The sequence below is a fragment of the Actinophytocola sp. genome, from assembly GCF_036402745.1.
Taxonomy (GTDB): domain Bacteria; phylum Actinomycetota; class Actinomycetes; order Mycobacteriales; family Pseudonocardiaceae; genus Actinophytocola.
Genome location: NZ_DASWSJ010000173.1, coordinates 23,490 through 40,459, shown reverse-complemented (window position 1 = coordinate 40,459; position 16,970 = coordinate 23,490). Strand labels below are relative to the sequence as shown.

At 71.5% G+C, this 16,970-nt stretch carries 14 protein-coding genes; 10 read left to right on the top strand and 4 right to left on the bottom strand.

The window, feature by feature from the left end:
- Positions 1-55 precede the first annotated feature (55 nt).
- Positions 56-1,030, bottom strand: coding sequence for a LysR family transcriptional regulator (locus VGD70_RS17195; RefSeq protein WP_331082480.1), 975 nt, complete (start codon positions 1,028-1,030; stop codon positions 56-58).
- A gap of 88 nt (positions 1,031-1,118) precedes the next feature.
- Here VGD70_RS17195 and VGD70_RS17190 point away from each other — a divergent pair, with 88 nt between their 5' ends.
- The 4 genes from VGD70_RS17190 (at position 1,119) to VGD70_RS17175 (ending at position 4,128) form a co-directional block, all read left to right on the top strand.
- On the top strand, positions 1,119-1,979 hold the full coding sequence (locus VGD70_RS17190; RefSeq protein WP_331082479.1) for an alpha/beta hydrolase: 861 nt from the start codon (positions 1,119-1,121) through the stop codon (positions 1,977-1,979).
- Positions 1,979-2,560 carry a molybdopterin-dependent oxidoreductase gene (locus VGD70_RS17185; protein WP_331082478.1) on the top strand — a complete coding sequence of 194 codons (582 nt, stop codon included), beginning with the start codon at positions 1,979-1,981 and terminating at the stop codon, positions 2,558-2,560. The genes VGD70_RS17190 and VGD70_RS17185 overlap by 1 nt, the downstream gene beginning before the upstream one ends.
- A 24-nt stretch (positions 2,561-2,584) precedes the next feature.
- Positions 2,585-3,385 (top strand): alpha/beta hydrolase, encoded by an 801-nt coding sequence (locus VGD70_RS17180; protein WP_331082477.1) that lies wholly within the window; start codon positions 2,585-2,587, stop codon positions 3,383-3,385.
- Between the two features lie 98 nt (positions 3,386-3,483).
- The gene (locus VGD70_RS17175) at positions 3,484-4,128 is read left to right on the top strand and encodes an enoyl-CoA hydratase-related protein (RefSeq protein ID WP_331082476.1); all 645 of its coding nucleotides are present in this window, start codon (positions 3,484-3,486) and stop codon (positions 4,126-4,128) included.
- Positions 4,129-4,140: 12 nt separating this feature from the next.
- Here the strand turns inward: VGD70_RS17175 and VGD70_RS17170 are convergent, their stop codons facing one another.
- A complete protein-coding gene (locus VGD70_RS17170; protein WP_331082475.1) occupies positions 4,141-4,974 on the bottom strand; it encodes an enoyl-CoA hydratase/isomerase family protein in 834 nt (277 codons plus the stop codon).
- A gap of 121 nt (positions 4,975-5,095) precedes the next feature.
- Here VGD70_RS17170 and VGD70_RS17165 point away from each other — a divergent pair, with 121 nt between their 5' ends.
- The 5 genes from VGD70_RS17165 to VGD70_RS17145 all read left to right on the top strand — a co-directional run bounded on the left by VGD70_RS17165 (position 5,096) and on the right by VGD70_RS17145 (position 14,363).
- On the top strand, positions 5,096-5,674 hold the full coding sequence (locus tag VGD70_RS17165) for a helix-turn-helix domain-containing protein (protein ID WP_331082474.1): 579 nt from the start codon (positions 5,096-5,098) through the stop codon (positions 5,672-5,674).
- 192 nt (positions 5,675-5,866) lie between these two features.
- Positions 5,867-7,078 (top strand): ROK family transcriptional regulator, encoded by a 1,212-nt coding sequence (locus tag VGD70_RS17160; protein ID WP_331082473.1) that lies wholly within the window; start codon positions 5,867-5,869, stop codon positions 7,076-7,078.
- 233 nt (positions 7,079-7,311) lie between these two features.
- Entirely contained in the window at positions 7,312-12,996 is a 5,685-nt protein-coding gene (locus VGD70_RS17155) for a ThuA domain-containing protein (RefSeq protein WP_331082472.1), read from the top strand.
- A 147-nt stretch (positions 12,997-13,143) separates the two neighbouring features.
- Complete coding sequence (locus VGD70_RS17150) at positions 13,144-13,854, top strand: hypothetical protein (protein WP_331082471.1); 711 nt, start codon at positions 13,144-13,146, stop codon at positions 13,852-13,854.
- On the top strand, positions 13,851-14,363 hold the full coding sequence (locus VGD70_RS17145) for a hypothetical protein (RefSeq protein ID WP_331082470.1): 513 nt from the start codon (positions 13,851-13,853) through the stop codon (positions 14,361-14,363). Before VGD70_RS17150 ends, VGD70_RS17145 begins: the two co-directional genes overlap by 4 nt.
- A gap of 115 nt (positions 14,364-14,478) precedes the next feature.
- Here VGD70_RS17145 and VGD70_RS17140 read toward each other — a convergent pair whose 3' ends face one another.
- Positions 14,479-14,742 carry a WhiB family transcriptional regulator gene (locus VGD70_RS17140; RefSeq protein WP_331082469.1) on the bottom strand — a complete coding sequence of 88 codons (264 nt, stop codon included), beginning with the start codon at positions 14,740-14,742 and terminating at the stop codon, positions 14,479-14,481.
- Between the two features lie 388 nt (positions 14,743-15,130).
- Between VGD70_RS17140 and VGD70_RS17135 the strand changes: the two genes are divergently transcribed.
- Positions 15,131-15,892: a GAF and ANTAR domain-containing protein gene (locus VGD70_RS17135; protein WP_331082468.1), complete on the top strand. Its 762-nt coding sequence runs from the start codon at positions 15,131-15,133 to the stop codon at positions 15,890-15,892.
- 12 nt (positions 15,893-15,904) lie between these two features.
- Here the strand turns inward: VGD70_RS17135 and VGD70_RS17130 are convergent, their stop codons facing one another.
- Positions 15,905-16,717: an ANTAR domain-containing protein gene (locus VGD70_RS17130; protein WP_331082467.1), complete on the bottom strand. Its 813-nt coding sequence runs from the start codon at positions 16,715-16,717 to the stop codon at positions 15,905-15,907.
- Positions 16,718-16,970 lie beyond the last annotated feature (253 nt).

Sequence of the window (16,970 nt, the reverse complement as noted above, 5' to 3'; positions counted from 1 at the left end):
CCCGAGACGGACGCCGCGTTTCCCCGCGGTTACGGACTTTCTACGCCGGCGCCCCTCACCGGCGCGTGAGCTCCGGGGCCGCCGGGTCGTCGGCCGGCAGCCAGGCCGGCGCGGACGTCCGGGCGGAGAACCGTTGCCAGTCGAGACGGTCGGCGGTCTCGAGGGCGATGTCGAGGTAGTCGGCGACCGGTCGGGCCGGGGGCTCGTCACGCCAGGCGAGGGACCAGGGGTAGTGCGGGTGCAGCTCGGTCGGCTGGTGGACCGGTAGGCCCGCGGCCGCGTACTTGTCGGCGTAGCTGTCGGACTCGAAGAGGAACGCGGAGCCCTCCGCCCGCATCAGCGCGGCGAGGCAGTGGCTGAACGCGCCGGGCGTGCCGAGCCAGCGCATCCTCAGGCCCGTGTGCCGCTCGAACGCGGACAGGTAGTCGCCGTGCGCGTTGTACAGGCCCGAGCCGCGCGCGTCGGCGAAGACCTCGATCGGGCGCTCGTGCAGGGACACGCTCTCCCGCGGCACGTCGCCGGGGCGGCCGACGAGGCGCATGGGCTCCAGACGCAGCAGGCGATGCCGCCATCCGCTCGGCCGGTCGGCCAGCATCTGCGGGGTCACCCGCATGATCGCGACGTCGAGCAGGCCGTCCAGCAGCGCGTGCAGCTGGCCCACGCTGTCCAGCGCGCTCTCGATCAGCTGGATGTCCTTGCGGGCACTGGTGTACGCGTCGACGACGATCCGGCTGGTGGCGAGCTCGAACACGTGCGCCACGCGCAGGACGCCGGGCTGGTTCTCCTGCTGCATCCGCTCGGCGATCGAGAGCAGCGTGCGGGCCTCGTCCAGGAAGCGCTGCCCCCGCGCGGTGAGCGTGACATGCCGGCTGTCCCGCACGAGCAACGGCGCGCCGAGCTGCTCCTCGAGCTTGCGGATCTGCTTGGACAGCGCCGGCTGGCTGATGTAGAGGCTGGCGGCTGCCCGCCCGAAGTGCAGCTCGTCGGCCACGGCGACGAAGTACCGCACCAACCGCAGGTCGAGGTCCATACCCTGCCTCCCCCGACCACGCTAGCCGGGTTATCGATCGGCACCAAACGGGTCTTGGACGCGGCCACCCGGCCGGGTGTTGCCTGGGGTGGCACGCATCAAGCTGGAGGAGGGCGTCATGCCCCACGTCACCGTCGGCCGGGAGAACTCGGCCGACATCGAGCTGTACTACGAGGACCTCGGCTCGGGCAGCCCGGTCCTCCTCATCCACGGCTACCCGCTCAGCGGCCACTCGTGGGAGAAGCAGGTGCCGCCCCTGCTGGCCGCCGGACACCGCGTGATCACCTACGACCGCCGCGGGTTCGGCGACTCGAGCCAACCGAGCGGCGGCTACGACTACGACACGTTCACCGCCGACCTGACCACGCTCATCGAGACCCTGGACCTGCGGGACCTCACCCTCGTCGGCTTCTCCATGGGGACCGGCGAGGTCACCCGCTACCTCGGCACCCACGGGTCCGCGCGGGTGCGCAAGGCCGTTCTGCTCGCCCCGATCCCGCCGTTCCTGCTGAAGACCGACGATAACCCCGAGGGCGTCGACCGCGCCGTCTTCGACGGCATCGAGGCCGCGATCGTCGCCGACCGGCCCGCCTACCTCAAGGCGTTCCTCGACGACTTCTACAACGTCGACAAGCTGGGCGGCACCCGGATCAGCGACCAGGCCTGGCAGCTGAGCTGGAACGTCGCCGCGGGCGCGTCGGTCATCGCGACACTCGCCTGCGTCTCCACCTGGCTGACCGACTTCCGCGACGACGTGTCCAAGATCGACGTGCCCACGCTCGTGGTGCAGGGCGACGAGGACCGCATCCTGCCCATCGACGCCACCGGGCGGCGGCTCGCGGCGCTGCTCAAGGACGTCCGCTTCGTCGAGATCCCCGGCGGCCCGCACAACATCGGCTGGACCCACTCGGACGAGGTCAACGCGGCGCTGCTCGACTTCGTCGCCTGATGCCCGCGACCCCGGGCCGGCCGGGCACCGCCGACCTCCCGCCCGGGCAGGTGCTCATCGCGGACCTACCCACGGTCGGACCCGAGCCGCCGCCGCGGATCGGGCCCGCCGAGTGGGAGCTCTCGCTCATCACCGAGGACGGCGGCGTGCGCCGGTGGGACTGGGCCGCGATCCGCGCGCTGCCCAGCGAGCAGGTCACCGTCGACCTGCACTGCGTCCACGGCTGGTCGGTGGTCGACACGCGCTGGACCGGCGTGCCGGTCGCCACCCTCTTCGACGGCGTCCGGACCACCGCCGACCACGCCGTCGTGGACAGCTACGGGGGCTACACGACGAACCTGCCGCTGGAGGACCTGCTCGAGATGCCGACCTGGCTGGTCCACGCGTTCGACGGCCAGGACCTGACCCCCGAGCAGGGCGGCCCCGCCCGGCTGCTCGTACCGCACCTCTACCTGTGGAAGAGCGTCCGGTGGGTCCGCGGCATCACGCTCAGCCACCGGGACCAGCCCGGCTGGTACGAGCGGCACGGCTACCACAACTACGGCGACCCCTGGCGCGAGCAACGCTTCAGCGGCGACTGATCCGAACCAACGAGAGGCCCTCCCATGACCACACCGCGCAGACCCGCCGTCTTCATCCACGGACTCTGGCTGCACGCGACGAGCTGGAGCCCCTGGCTCGACCTGTTCCGCGAGGCCGGCTACGAGCCGGTCGCACCGGGCTGGCCCGACGAGCCGGCGACCGTCGAGGAGGCGCGGCAGAACCCAGACCTCGTGGCGAACGTCGGCATCGACGACGCCACCGAGCACTACGCCAAGATCATCGCCGAGCTCGGCACCGACGCGGTGCTCATCGGCCACTCCTTCGGCGGGCTGATCACCGAGAAGCTGCTGGGCCAGGGTGTCGGCGCGGCCGGGGTCGCCATCGACCCCGCGCAGATCAAGGGCGTGCTGCCGCTGCCGCTCGCGCAGCTGCGGGCCGCGCTCCCGGCCCTGGGCAACCCGGCCAACCTGCACAAGGCGATCTCCTTGACGCGCAAGGAGTTCCGCTTCGGTTTCGGCAACGCGCTCACCGACGAGGAGTCCGACCTGCTCCACGAGCGGTGGACCATCCCGTCGCCCGCGCGCCCGCTGTTCCAGGCCGCCGCGGCCAACTTCGTCCTGCACTCCCAGGCCAAGGTCGACACCGACAACAGCACCCGCGGGCCGCTGCTGCTGATCTCGGGCACCGCCGACCACACCGTGCCCGACGTGGTGACCCGCTCGACGCTCAAGCAGTACCGCGACTCGACCGCGGTGACCGAGCTCCGCCAGTTCGAGGGACGCGGCCACTCCCTCACGGTCGACAGCGGCTGGCGCGAGGTCGGCGAGGCCGTACTCGAGTGGCTCAAGGCGCACGGCGTCTGATCACCACCACCTGAGGGCGCGGCGCGGGGCCAAGCGAAGTTACCGGCCAGTACCATGCGGTCCGGTACCCGTTGGCCGCTGCCGCAGGAGAGTGCTCGATGCTGACTCGTGACGCCGATGTCTTCGTGCTCGACCTCGGCGATGGTGAGAACCGGTTCCATCCGGACTGGCTGGGCGAGGTGAACGCCGCGCTCGACGAGGTCGAGAAGGCCACGCCCCGGGCGCTCGTCACCACGGCCAGCGGGAAGATGTACTCCAACGGCCTGGACCTGGAGTGGCTCGGCCAGCACGGCGACCAGCTCGCGAGCTACGTCCGCGACGTCCAGGCGCTCCTGGCGCGCGTGCTGGAGTTCCCCGCGCCGACCGTCGCGGCGATCCAGGGGCACGCGTTCGCCGCGGGGGCGATGCTCGCGCTGGCGCACGACTTCCGGGTGATGCGTGCCGACCGGGGCTACTTCTGCCTGCCGGAGGTCGACATCAACATCCCGTTCACGCCGGGCATGTCCAGCCTGATCCAGGGCAAGCTCGGGCCGCGGGCCGCCGTCGAGGCGATGACGACCGGCCGGCGCTACGGCGGCACCGCCGCGGCCGCGGCCGGCATCGTCGACGCGGCGGTGGCCGAGGCCGAGGTGCTTTCCACCGCCGTCGAGCGTGCCCGCCCGCTGGCGGCCAAGAACCCGCAGACCCTCGGCGCCATCAAGGCCCAGATGTTCGCCGACATCCTGCGCGCGCTCCGCGACTGAGCCCGCCGGGCACTACCGCACGAGCCGGTCGGCGGACATGCCGAACATCTGGTGGGCGAGGCCGAAGCCGAGGTCCTGGACGAGGCGCCGCTTCCACGGGCGCTGCGCGATCGCGTGGGTGAGCCGGCGGGCCGCGCGGGGGCTCTTCATGATCGTCGCGGCGAGCTCCCAGGCGCGGGGGAGCAGCCGGTCGGCCGGCAGGACCTCGTTGACCAGGCCCAGGTCCAGCGCCTGCCGCGCGGTGATCGGCTCGGCCGTGTAGAGGTGGTAGGCGGCCCGCTTGGTGCCGATCAGCTCCTGCAGGGTCAGCTGCTGGCCGTCGCCGGGTGCGGCGCCGGTCGGCAGGTGCGGGTCGACGATGGTGGCGGTCTCGGCGGCGAGGGTGATGTCGCACAGCAGCGCGAACTCGGTGTGCGCGACGCTGGGCCCGTTGATCGCCGCGATCGTGGGGATGTCGATCCCGAAGACGAAGTTCTCCAGCAGCTTGGTGGCGTCGTAGTAGACGTGCTCGTAGGCGAAGTCGGCCGGGCGGGGCTCGCTGCGGAGCTCCTTCGCCGCGTCCGCCGGGTCACCGTCGGCGGCGAGCCACGTGTCGCCGGTGCCGGTGAGGATCAGGACCTCGTTGTCGGGGTCGTTGCCGATCTCCTGCCAGGCCTGGCCCCACGCGTTGTGCATGGCGAAGCCGAACCGGGCGGGGCCGCCGCCGGTGTGCATGCGCAGCTCGATGATCCCGTCGTGGCGGCGCATCGCGAAGTGGTCGGCGTACTTCTCGGCGTACTCGGCGAACCGGGGCCTGCGCACGTAGCCGCCGGAACGGTCGTGCCACTCGTCGAGCTCTGCGGGCATGGCGACACCTCACTGGTCGATACTGGTCGGTCCGGATGCGATGATGGGTTGAGCGGAGCGCTGCTCCGATAATACGGAGCAGTGCTCCGGAGGGCAAATGTCGACTGTGGAGGCTGCCCGCATGGCGAACGACGGTGTCGACGGCCCGGCGCGCAGCGACGCTCGGCGCAACCGCGACCACCTGCTGACCGCCGGCCGGGCGGTCGTCGCCGAGCAGGGGACCGACGCGTCGCTGCGCGAGGTCGCGCGGCGGGCCGGGGTCGGCATCGGGACGCTCTACCGGCACTTCCCGAACCGCGAGGCGTTGCTGGAAGCGTTGCTGGGTCAGGGTTTCGACGACCTGACCGCGCGGGCGGCGGAGCTCGGTGACAACCAGGACGCCGGCGCGGCACTGGTCACCTGGGCACGCGAGCTGGCCGTCGGCTCAACTCTCTACAAAGGACTTCCGGCCTCGGTGATGGACGCCCTGCACAACCCCCGCTCCGGCCTGCACGCCTCCTGTGAGGGGATCCGCGCGGCCGCGGCCGCCCTGCTCACCCGCGCCCAGCGGGCCGGCCACATCCGGCCCGATCTGCGCCCCGAGGAGCTGCTGGCAACCGTGAGCGCTATGGCGTGGGCGGCCAAGCACGCGGACCACCCCGACGAGGTCACCGACCGGTTCCTGTCCCTGCTGCTGGAGGGCCTGTCGGTGCGCCGGTGATGCGCCCGGTGATTCGTCCCGCTGGTGCCGTCGTGCCGGGTTACCGGTACGAAACTTGCCGGTAACCCTTGACGCCGGTTTCACATCGCCTTAATTTGTCCGGCTAACGGACAAATTAATTGGGCGGTGCCAATGAACGCCTCCGCGCCAACGCGACGACCGGCCGGCCGCCAGCCGGCCGACCAGCTGACCATGCGTCGCAGCAACCTTGCCCTGGTGCTGCGCCACCTGCGCGACGCCGGTCCCCGCTCCCGCGCCAGGATCTCGGTCGAGACCGGCCTCAACAGGGGCACCGTGTCGAGCCTGGTCGCCGAGCTGATCGAGCGCGGGCTGGTCCGCGAGGGCGACGTGCAGCGCGGCGGCTCGGTCGGGCGGCCGGGGCAGATCGTGGAGCTGGACGGGCGCTGCATCGGCGGCATCGGCGTCGAGATCAACGTGGACTACGTGACCGCGCTCGTGCTCGACCTCACCAACACCGTCGTCTTCGACCAGCGCGTGGCGCTCGACGTGCAGGCGCTGCCCGCCGCCGCCGTCCTCGACGCGGTCACCGACCTGGCCGTGCGGGCGCTCGCCGAGTGTGCCCGGATCGGGATGACGCCGGCCGGCATGACGCTGGCCATCCCGGCCCTGGTCGACACCGACTCCGGCGTCGTGGCCTTCGCGCCGAACCTGCACTGGACCCAGGTCGCCGTCGTCGACGGCGTGCTCGAGCGGCTGACCGAACGGCTCGGCCGGCCGGCCTTCCAGGTCCAGGTCGACAACGACGCCAACCTGGCCGCGCTGGGCGAGTACGCGATGGGCGGCATGGCCGGCACGCCCGACCTGGTCTACCTCACCGGCGAGACCGGCGTCGGCGGCGGCGTGATGATCGACGGCCGGCTGCTCCGCGGCGCCGAGGGGTTCTCCGGCGAGATCGGGCACATGCCGCTGAACCCGAGCGGGCACATGTGCGGCTGCGGCCGGCGCGGCTGCTGGGAGACCATGGTGGGGCTGGCCGCGCTCCTGCGCATGGCCGCCACCGCCGACGACCCGGTCTGCGACCCGTCGCTGGACCTGGAGCAGCGGCTGGCCATGATCAGCCGCCGCGCCGACGAGGACGACCCGCGCACGCTGGAGGCGCTGGAGCTCGTCGGCACCGCGCTCGGCCTCGGCGCGTCGATCCTCGTCAACGTGTTCAACCCGCGCGTCCTGGTCCTCGGCGGCTACTTCGCGAGCCTCGGCGACTACCTGCTGGAGCCGATGCTGAGCGAGATGCGCGCCCGGGTGCTCGCGGCGGACGCGGGGGCCTGCCGGGTGGAGCTCTCGAGGCTCGGCTTCGCCGCGGCCTCGCGCGGTGGCGCACACGTGGCGCTGGAGGCGGTACTCGACGACCCGACCCTGGTCGCCATGCGACATAGGGCCTGAAAGGCCGTGGTGCGGAGCGTTGCAGCGCGCCGCACCACGGCAGGTGCACCACACGGGAGGAAGGAGGAACCGTCGCGGACGATCCGCACCTGTCGGGGAAGCAACGCCAGTCACACCCCGCCCGGATTTCCGGGCACCTCTTGGGAGGTTAATCGATGTCCCTGACGAGCAGGGCCGCCGCGGCATTGTCGCCGCGGTTACGCCGTTTGGCTCGACTGTGCAGACCGCTGGTGGTGGTCGCGGCCGTTGCGGCGGTCGCCACCAGCATGGCGTCGGCGTCGGCCACCGTGGCCGAGGCCGCGCCGGCGGCCGCGGCCGCGCCGTTCAAGGCACTGGTCTTCTCCAAGACCACCGGATTCCGCCACGACTCCATCCCGGACGGCATCGCCGCGATCCAGAAGATGGGCCAGGACCACGGCTTCGCGGTCGACGCGACCGAGGACGACTCGCTGTTCACCGACGCCTACCTCGCGCAGTACGACGTGGTGATCTTCCTGTCCACCACCGGTGACCCGCTCGGCACGCAGGCGGAGAAGGACGCGTTCCAGCGCTACATCCAGCACGGCGGCGGCTTCGTCGGCGTGCACGCGGCCGCGGACTCGAGCTACAGCTGGGCGTGGTACGGCGGGCTCGTCGGCGCCTACTTCAAGCAGCACCCCGCGATCCAGCAGGCCACCGTCAAGGTCGAGGACCCGGCACACCCGTCGACCGCGGGCCTGCCGAGCAAGTGGACCCGGACCGACGAGTGGTACGACTACCAGTCCAACCCGCGCGCCAAGGTGCACGTGCTCACCTCGATGGACGAGACGTCCTACACCGGCGGCACGATGGGCTTCGACCATCCGAACACCTGGTGCCAGGACTACGACGGCGGCCGGTCCTGGTACACCGGACTCGGGCACACCAAGGAGAGCTTCACCGAGCCGAACTTCGTCAAGCTGCTGCTCGGCGGCATCCAGACGGCCGCGGGCGTGGTCGCCGCGGACTGCTCCGCCTCGCAGGACACCAGCTTCGACAAGGTCACCCTCGACGCCAACACGTCGAACCCGATGATGCTCGACATCGCCGCCGACGGCCGGGTGTTCTACATCGACCGGCTCGGCGACGTGAAGGTCGTGCAGCCCGCCGGCGGCACCGCGACCGCCGCGCACCTGAACGTGTTCACCGCCAACGAGAGCGGCCTGCTCGGCATGGCGCTCGACCCGGCGTTCGCGACCAACAACTGGATCTACCTCTACTACTCACCGACAGGCACCGAGAACGTCGACCGGCTCTCCCGGTTCACCGTCAAACCCGACAGCACCCTCGACCTCGCCAGCGAGAAGGTCGTGCTCTCGGTTCCGGTGCAGCGGTCGCAGTGCTGCCACCACGGCGGCGGCATGGTCTTCGACAAGCAGACCGGTGACCTGTGGCTCGCCAACGGCGACAACACCAACCCGTTCGCCTCCGACGGCTACAGCCCGATCGACGAGCAGGCCGGCCGGTCGGAGTGGGACGCGCAGAAGTCCTCGGCCAACACCAACGACCTGCGCGGCAAGATCCTGCGCATCCACCCGGAGGCCGACGGCACCTACACGGTTCCGGCCGGCAACCTGTTCGCGCCGGGCACCGCGAAGACCCGTCCCGAGATCTACGCGATGGGCTTCCGCAACCCGTTCCGGATCGGCATCGACCCGCGGACGCACAAGCTGATGGTGGCCAACTACGGCCCGGACGCCGGCACGCCCAACCCCAACCGCGGGCCGGAGAACACCGTCGAGTGGGACATCCTCAACCAGCCCGGCTTCTACGGGTGGCCCTACTGCATCGGCCAGAACGTGCCCTACCGCGACTACGACTTCGCCACCGGCACCTCGGGCCCGGCGTTCGACTGCGCGCACCCGGTGAACAACTCGCCCAACAACACCGGCCTGACCGACCTGCCGGCCGCGATCTCCGCGACGGTGGACTACCACTACGCGGCCAACCCCGCGTTCCCCGAGATCGGTGGCGGCGGCGCGCCGATGGCCGGGCCGGTCTACCGCTACGACGCGAACCTGGCGTCGGACCGGAAGTGGCCGGCCTACTGGGACGGCAAGGCGATCTTCGCCGAGTGGAACCAGAACAAGCTGTACTCGTTCCAGCTGAACGAGGACGGCAGCCAGCTCGTGGACATCAACCAGATCCTCAAGTCGTTCACGATGCTCAAGCCGATGGACATGAAGTTCGGTCCGGACGGCGCGCTGTACCTCATCGAGTGGGGCTCCGGCTTCGGCGGTGACAACGCCGACTCGGGGGTCTACCGGATCGACTACGTGCAGGGCAACCGGGCGCCGATCGCCCGGGCGCAGGCCGACAAGACCTCCGGCGTCGCCCCGCTCACCGTGCAGTTCGGCAGCGACGGCTCGCTGGACCCGGACGGCAAGCCGATCACCTACGCGTGGGACTTCGACGGGAACGGCACGACCGACTCCACCGAGGCGAACCCGAGCCACACCTACACCGCCAACGGCAACTTCAGCGCCAACCTCACGGTGACCGACGCCGACGGGCGGACCGGCACCGCGAGCGTGCCGATCGTGGTCGGCAACACCGCGCCGACGGTGACGCTGAACCTGCCACCGAACGGAGGCTTCTTCGACTGGGGTGACCAGGTGAAGTTCACCGTCACGGTCACAGACCCCGAGGACGGCACGATCAACTGCAACGACGTGCACCTGCAGTCGATCCTCGGCCACGACACGCACGGCCACCCGCTCGACCAGTACGTCGGCTGTGCGGGAACCGTGCAGACCACGCTGTCGTCCGGGCACTCCGAGGGCGACAACGTCTTCTCCGTGTTCGAGGCCAGCTACACCGACAAGGGCGGTGCCGGCGGTGCGTCGGCGCTGACCGGCCGGGCGCAGGCGATCCTGCAGCCCAAGCACAAGCAGGCCGAGTTCTTCACCGCGACCGGCCGTACCCCGGACGGCGCCGGCACCGGAGATCCCGGCGTCCAGGTGGAGACCACGTCCGACACCGCGGGCGGGTTCCGCAACATCGGGTTCATCGAGGACGGCGACTGGTGGTCCTTCGACCCGACGAACCTGTCCAATGTGGACACGCTCGGGTTCCGGGTGGCGTCGGCCGGTGGCGGCGGCACGATCGAGGTGCACGCCGGTGCCACGGACGGCCCGCTCGTGGGCAGCGTCGCGGTCCCGGTGACGGGTGGCTGGCAGACCTTCACCAACGTGTCGCTCACCCTGGCCAACCCGCCGACCACCAGCGGACCGCTGTTCTTCGTGGCCCGCAGGCCGGCCGGCAGCACCAACACCGGCGGCATGTTCAACGTCAACTGGGTCGACTTCGGCGGCAAGGGCGTCACCGACAACCAGCGCCCCGTGGTCACCGCGACCGGCACCCCGACCCGGGGGACCGCGCCGCTGACGGTGGGCTTCCACGCCGCCGCCACCGACGCCGAGGGCGACACCCCGCTGGCCTACCAGTGGAACTTCGGCGTGGCCGGGGCACCGGCACCGACCACACCGGACGCGTCCTACACCTACACCGCGCCCGGCACGTACGAGGCGATGGTGACCGTCACCGACTCGCGCGGCGCGGCCACCACCGAGCACGTACCGATCACAGTGGACAGTCCGAGCACGTCGTGTCTCACCGGGAAGTCCGACGACTTCCTCGGCACGGCACTCGACCCGGCCCGGTGGACGGTGGTCCGGCAGAACCAGGACCTGTCCGTCGCCGGCGGCAGGTTGCACCTCCCGACGTCCAACACCGACATCTACGGGACCAACAACAGCAGCCCGGTCCCCAACCTGGTCCTCCAGCCCGCACCCGGCGGCGCCTGGCAGGCCACGACGAAGGTGTCGCTGACGGCGCGGGACGCCTACCAGCAGGCCGGCCTGATCCTCTACGGCGACGACGACAACTACGCCAAGATGGTCCTGGAAGGCCGGGGCACGGCCGACGCCAACGCCCGGATCTTCCAGTTCATCAGGGAGGAGAACGGTCAGCCCAACGAGGTCGCCGGCTCCAACACCGCCAACCTCGGCGCCACCTACCCGGACACCGTCTACGTCCGGCTGGCGAGTGACGGCACCCGCCTGACCGCGTCGTACTCGGCGGACGGGCTGTCCTGGACCGCGATGCCGCAGACCGACAAGCTGATCGCGGGGATCACCAACCCGCGCATCGGCCTGGTCTCGCTGTCCGGCACGGGCACCCGGCCGGTCACCGACGCGGCGTTCGACTGGTTCCAGCTGGTGCCGGACGACACCGCGGGCGCCACCACGCCGAACGACGAGTTCACCGGGTCCTCTGTGGACGGTTGCCGGTGGACCACGGTCGTCCGGCCGGATCCCGCGGCGACCCGCGTCACCGGTGGCAACCTGGAGATCGACACCAGCACCGGTGACATCTACGGGACGGGTAACACCGGCCCGAAGAACTTCACCCTCCAGACCCCGCCGAGCGGGGACTGGACCGTGGAGACCAAGGTCGACGGGAGCGCGTTCAACCAGGCCTACCACCAGGGTGGCCTGATCGCGTACCTCGACGACGGGAACTACGTCAAGCTCGACTACATCACCGACAGCGCCACCGGCCGCCGGATCGAGCTGCGCAGCGAGGTCGGCGACGCCGTGCAGAACCCGCAGCCGACGGCCAACAACCTCACCCAAGGGGTGTGGTGGCTGCGGCTGGCCAAGCAGGGTGACACCTACCACGGGTTCTACTCCGCGGACGGGACGACGTGGACCGACATCGGCCAGGCCGTCACCAACGCGGCCGTGGCCGGTGGGAAGGTCGGGCTGTTCGCCTTCGGGGTCAACCAGACCCAGTCGGTGACCGCGAAGTTCGACTACTTCCACGCGTCCTGGGCACAGCCGGTCGACAAGACCGCACCGGTGACGGCCGCCACCACCGACCCGGCGAACCCGGGCGCGGGTGGTTTCTACACCGGACCGGTCACGGTCACCCTGGCCGGTGCCGACGAGCAAGGCGGCAGCGGGCTCGACAAGACCGAGTACACAGTGGACGGTGGGGCGTGGGTTCCTTACACCGCACCGTTCAGTGTGAGTGGTGACGGGACCCACCAGGTCCAGTACCGCTCGGCGGACAAGACCGGCAACGTCGAGGCGGCCAAGACCCTCGCGGTCAAGGTCGACGCGACGGCGCCGCTCACCACCGCGCAGTTCGCCCCGCCGAACGACGGTGGGTGGAACAGCGGTGCGGTCCCGGTGACCCTGGCCGCCACGGACGCGACGTCCGGGGTGGCGAGCACCGAGTTCTCGCTCGACGGTGGCGCGTGGAAGCCGTACACCCAGCCGGTCGACGTGTCCGGCGACGGCACCCACACGGTGGCCTACCGGTCGAAGGACAAGGCCGGTAACACCGAGACGGAGAAGGCGGCCACGATCAAGATCGACGGCACCAGGCCGACGGTCCTGATCTCGGGCATCGCCGACGGGCAGGTCTACGGCGACAGCCAGGACCTGCGGATCAGCTGGCAGGCCGTGGACTCCACGTCCGGGGTCAAGACGCTGACCGGCACGTTGGACGGCAACGCGTACAGCACCGGCACGTTGCAGGCGCTGTACTCGCTGACGCTCGGCGTGCACTCGCTGAAGGTCACCGCGGTGGACAACGCCGGGAACCAGACCGTGCAGACGGTCACGTTCGGCACCACCACGTCGACCCGCGACCTGGCCAACCTGATCGACCGGTTCCGTGCGGTCGGCTGGCTCAACCAGGCGTATGCGAACAAGCTGCAGGCGCAGCTCACCAAGGCGCGCAAGGCCGAGGCGACGGGGAACGACGCCAAGACCGTCAAGTTGCTGCAGCAGTTCCGGACCATGGCGACCGACCGGGCGAAGGTGCCGGTCGCCGAGGTCCGGGAGGTCCTCGCCAGGGATACCGACGCGGTGATCGCGCGGCTGTCCTGAGCGGTTGAAGACGGGCGTCCCGCGGTGTCGCACCCGCCGCGGGACGCCCACCCCAACGTTGGAGGAGGCCACCATCAGCGAGCTTGCGAGCGAATCGATGTGCACAGGCGACCGCGAGCGGCTCGCCCGAGGCTGCGAGGGGGAGTCGTGAGTCGAACCACGGTGCCGCCCAGGCGTCGCGGCCGGTCGTTCCGCCTGGGGACCGCCGAGCCGAGCAGCCGCGGCGCCTGGCGGCAGGTCGTCCCGGTCGTGCTGGCCTTCGTGATCGGCGCCTTGCTCTTCGGCGGCGGCGGGTACCTCGTCGGCAAGCCGAGCGAGCAACAGCAGCAGGTGCAGGACCTCCAGCGCGCCGACGCCGCCCGTGACGTGAAGCAGATCGGCGAGCTGACCACGCTGGCCCGCACCACCCGCGACCAGCTGGTGCCGGTGCTCACCGGGCTGGTGGCCGCGCTGCCGGTGGACCCGGCGACGGCCCCGAAGCCGGCGACCGCGGCCGAGGTGGCGCGGTGGCAGCAGACCGTCGACGCGGCCACCAAGCCGTTCGACGACCCACCGTCCGGCGCGACGGCCACCAACGTCGCTCGCGGCAGCCTCACCGCGGCGGTCGACCAGGTCGCCGTCGCGGTCCGGACCTACGCGCTGTCGCTGACCGTGCCCGCGGCCACCGCCGGGCAGCTGCGTGCGCTGGCCGCCAAGGAGCGGGACACCGCCGTGACGACGTGGTCGGTCGGCGGCACCCAGCTCGACCAGATCAACATCGACGCCGGCAACGGGCACCAGCACGTGTTCCTGCCGGCCGACCCGGGCAGCGGGGCGTTCACCGCCGACGGCGCCCCCGAAGGGAGCGGGCACCGATGATGATCCGCGCGGCGGCCGGCGTCCTGTTGGCCGGCGTTCTCGCCGTACTGGGGACCGCCGGCACCGCGTGGGCGCACGGCGGCCCCATCGAGCTCCAGGTACAGGGCGACGGTGGCCAGGGGGTCACCGCCACGGTGTCCTACGCCAGGGACCACCACCCGGTGACCGAGCAGGTGGAGCTGAGCCTCACCGCGGTGTCCGGCGACGGGACGACGGTCGGGCCGATCCCGTTGGTGGCGTCCAGCGAGGGCCAGTCCTTCTACGTCACCAAGGAGCCGCTGCCGGTCGGCAAGTGGACCGTCACGGTCACCGCGACCCACCCCTCACCCGCGACGAAGACTGTCGCCGTCACCGCCGCGGCGCTGCCATCCCCGGCGAAGCCCGCGGTCCCCGCGGCGGGCGGCGTGCCCACGGTGGTGGTCCTCGGCGTGACCGTCGCCGTCATCGCCGTGGTGGTGGCCGGGACGGCGCTCGTGCTGCGCCGGCGTCGCCGGGTCACGGCGGCCTGAGACGGGAAACGGCGCGGAGGTCGCGGTCGAGCCGCGTTCCTCCGCGCCGTAGTTGTGTTGCCGTTGTTTTGTTGCTGTTGCCCGGGATCCGGGCTTTGCCGCCCGAGCGAGTCGCTCAGGCGACGTGCCGGTCGGCGTGGCGGCGGCGGGCCAGCTGGCGCCGCTCGGCCTCCGTGGTGCCGCCGAAGATCCCGTCGGTGAGCCGGTTGTCGATCGCGTAGTCCAGGCACTGCGACCGCACGGGGCAGCGGGCGCAGACGGCCTTGGCGTCCGCGACCTGCCGCGCACCGGGCCCGACCTCGGACACCGGGAAGAACAGCTCGGGATCGGAGTCCCGGCAGGCGGCGAGGTCTCGCCAGTCGTTGATCGTGTTGTCCATTGTGGTGCCGCCTCCATTCAGGGCAGAGTCGCTCCCAGGGCCGAAGGCACAAGGCTGACCCGCGTGAGCGATGTCTCGGTGGGTTGCGCCTCACATCGGAGGACGCAGGAGAAATGCCGGTCGGCGCAACATATCGAGATCGCGCGCCGACTCCGACATCCTACCGTAACAACACGTTCCGGTACGCCGGTTATTCCGGCGCCCCGAACGGGAGGACCGGGCTCGGCCCGGCCCCGGCGGCCCCATAGGGTTACTGCCGCAGCGGTTCCGAGCGTTGAGAAGCCAGCGCCGGACCCGTCGCCACCGCGGGTGGCGACGGCGGTCCATGGCACGCTCGGGCAATCCCCTCGGTAGCCCCGGGCGTCTGACGACGGTTCGGAGAATCGGCTTGAGCGAGTGGGAGAAGGTGGCCGGCGAAAGACCCGGGCTGGGCCGGCAGTTCGGGTCGCTGACCCGGGCACTGCTGGACTCCGGGTCGGTGGTGTCGGTGCTGGAGCGGGTGGTGTTCGCCGCCCGGGAGATCGTGCCGGGCGCCGACCTGGTGAGCGTCACGCTGCGCAGCCCGGACGGCGCGTTCCACACCCCGGTCGAGACCTCCGGGGTGGCGAGCGACCTCGACCAGCTGCAGTACCGGTTCGGCGAGGGCGCGTGCGTCGAGGCCGCGCGCCCGGCCGGCCCGGCGATGGCCGCCAGCGACGACCTCGCCGCCGACCCGAGGTGGCCGCGGTTCGGGCCGGCCGCGGCGGCGCTGGGGTTCCGCTCGCTGGTGTCGACGGCGTTGCTGCCCGACGCCGCGCGCCCGCAGCTTTCCGGCGCGCTCAACGTGTACTCGCGCCGCCCGCACGGCATCGCGCCGGCCGAGCGGGACGTCCTGCTGTTGCTGGCCACGCACGCCTCGCTCGCGCTCGCCACGACCCGGGCGGTGACCCGGGGCGAGCTCAAGGCCGAGCAGCTGCGCCGGGCGCTGGACAGCCGCGACGCGATCGGCCAGGCGAAGGGCATCCTCATGGCCCGGCGCGCGATCAGCGCGGAGGAGGCGTTCGACCTGCTGCGCCGCACCTCCCAGGACGTCAACGTGAAGCTGCGCGACCTCGCGGAGGCGGTGACGACCCACGGCGTCGAGCTCGGCGCGGCGGACGACGAGCCCTGACCCCGCGCCGGCTCACCGCCTGCGGTCGAGGTCGGACAGGTCGAGCTCGGTGTGCCGGGTGGCGAGGACCTGGGCGAGGTCGGCCAGCTTGACGTTGAGGTCCTGGGACACCCGGCGCAGCTGGTCGAACGCCTCGTCGGCGGTGATGCCCCGGCGGTTCATGAGGATGCCCTTCGCCTGGCCGATCACGTCCCGGCTGTCGACGGCCGCGCGCAGCTGGACGGCGAGCAGCTCGGCCTGGGTGACCGCCATGGTGTCCGCGAGCGCGAGGGAGGCGTGCGTGGCCAGCAGCAGCGCGGCCTCGTGCGCGTCGGCACCCAGCGCGCCGGGCACCCGGGAGTAGATGTTGAGCGCGCCCGAGTACCGGGGCGGGGTGGCGTAGGGGAGCAGCGCCACGGCCAGCACCGCGTGGACCCCGTGCGCGGCCGCGGCGGGGCCGAACCGCGGCCAGACCGGCTCGAGCGCGAGGTTGTCGCAGCGCATGTGGGCCGGGCCGGTCGGGAGGGCGGCGGCCACGCACGGCCCCTCGCCGGTGGTGTACTGCAGCTGGTCGAGCTCGCTCGCGACCGGCTCGGTCTCGGCGGGCGTGTGGAAGGTCCCGTCCGCGGACCGCAGGGTGATCGACACGAGATCGGCGCCGGGCACGACGTGGTAAGCGGCCCGCACCACGTGGTCGAGCACCTCGGCCACGCTCGACGCGTCCAGCAGTCTCCTGGTGAGCACGGCGAACTGCGCCGCGAGCGGGCCGCCGCCCACCGCGTCCGAGGGCGGCTCGGCCAGGCCGAACGCCACCTTGTCCCGGGCCCAGTCCTCGCTGGTCACCATGAGGGCACCCCTACTTCCGCCATACCGGCGCCAGGAACGAGGTATGGAGCTGGTTGTCGGTGGTCCTCCGGCGCAAGAGAAGGCCGTGGCTGCGAAGAGAGACGGTAACCGGAATGCTGACCCTACGCTTCTGAAGGCCGAGGCCGCGACCACACCGGCCACCTCACGGCCCGGCGTGCGCGCAGCCACCGGCCGGCCCGTTGGCTCAACGCTACCCCGGCACCGGCCGGTCCGGGTCGGCGTGCGGCGGGGT

What these genes read in the sequence shown, in the direction of transcription:
- VGD70_RS17195 (WP_331082480.1), bottom strand. Translation starts at nt 1,030, where the DNA reads ATGGACCTCGACCTGCGGTTGGTGCGGTACTTCGTCGCCGTGGCCGAC.
- VGD70_RS17185 (WP_331082478.1), top strand. Translation starts at nt 1,979, where the DNA reads ATGCCCGCGACCCCGGGCCGGCCGGGCACCGCCGACCTCCCGCCCGGG.
- VGD70_RS17180 (WP_331082477.1), top strand. Translation starts at nt 2,585, where the DNA reads ATGACCACACCGCGCAGACCCGCCGTCTTCATCCACGGACTCTGGCTG.
- VGD70_RS17175 (WP_331082476.1), top strand. Translation starts at nt 3,484, where the DNA reads ATGCTGACTCGTGACGCCGATGTCTTCGTGCTCGACCTCGGCGATGGT.
- VGD70_RS17170 (WP_331082475.1), bottom strand. Translation starts at nt 4,974, where the DNA reads ATGCCCGCAGAGCTCGACGAGTGGCACGACCGTTCCGGCGGCTACGTG.
- VGD70_RS17165 (WP_331082474.1), top strand. Translation starts at nt 5,096, where the DNA reads ATGGCGAACGACGGTGTCGACGGCCCGGCGCGCAGCGACGCTCGGCGC.
- VGD70_RS17160 (WP_331082473.1), top strand. Translation starts at nt 5,867, where the DNA reads ATGCGTCGCAGCAACCTTGCCCTGGTGCTGCGCCACCTGCGCGACGCC.
- VGD70_RS17145 (WP_331082470.1), top strand. Translation starts at nt 13,851, where the DNA reads ATGATGATCCGCGCGGCGGCCGGCGTCCTGTTGGCCGGCGTTCTCGCC.
- VGD70_RS17140 (WP_331082469.1), bottom strand. Translation starts at nt 14,742, where the DNA reads ATGGACAACACGATCAACGACTGGCGAGACCTCGCCGCCTGCCGGGAC.
- VGD70_RS17130 (WP_331082467.1), bottom strand. Translation starts at nt 16,717, where the DNA reads ATGGTGACCAGCGAGGACTGGGCCCGGGACAAGGTGGCGTTCGGCCTG.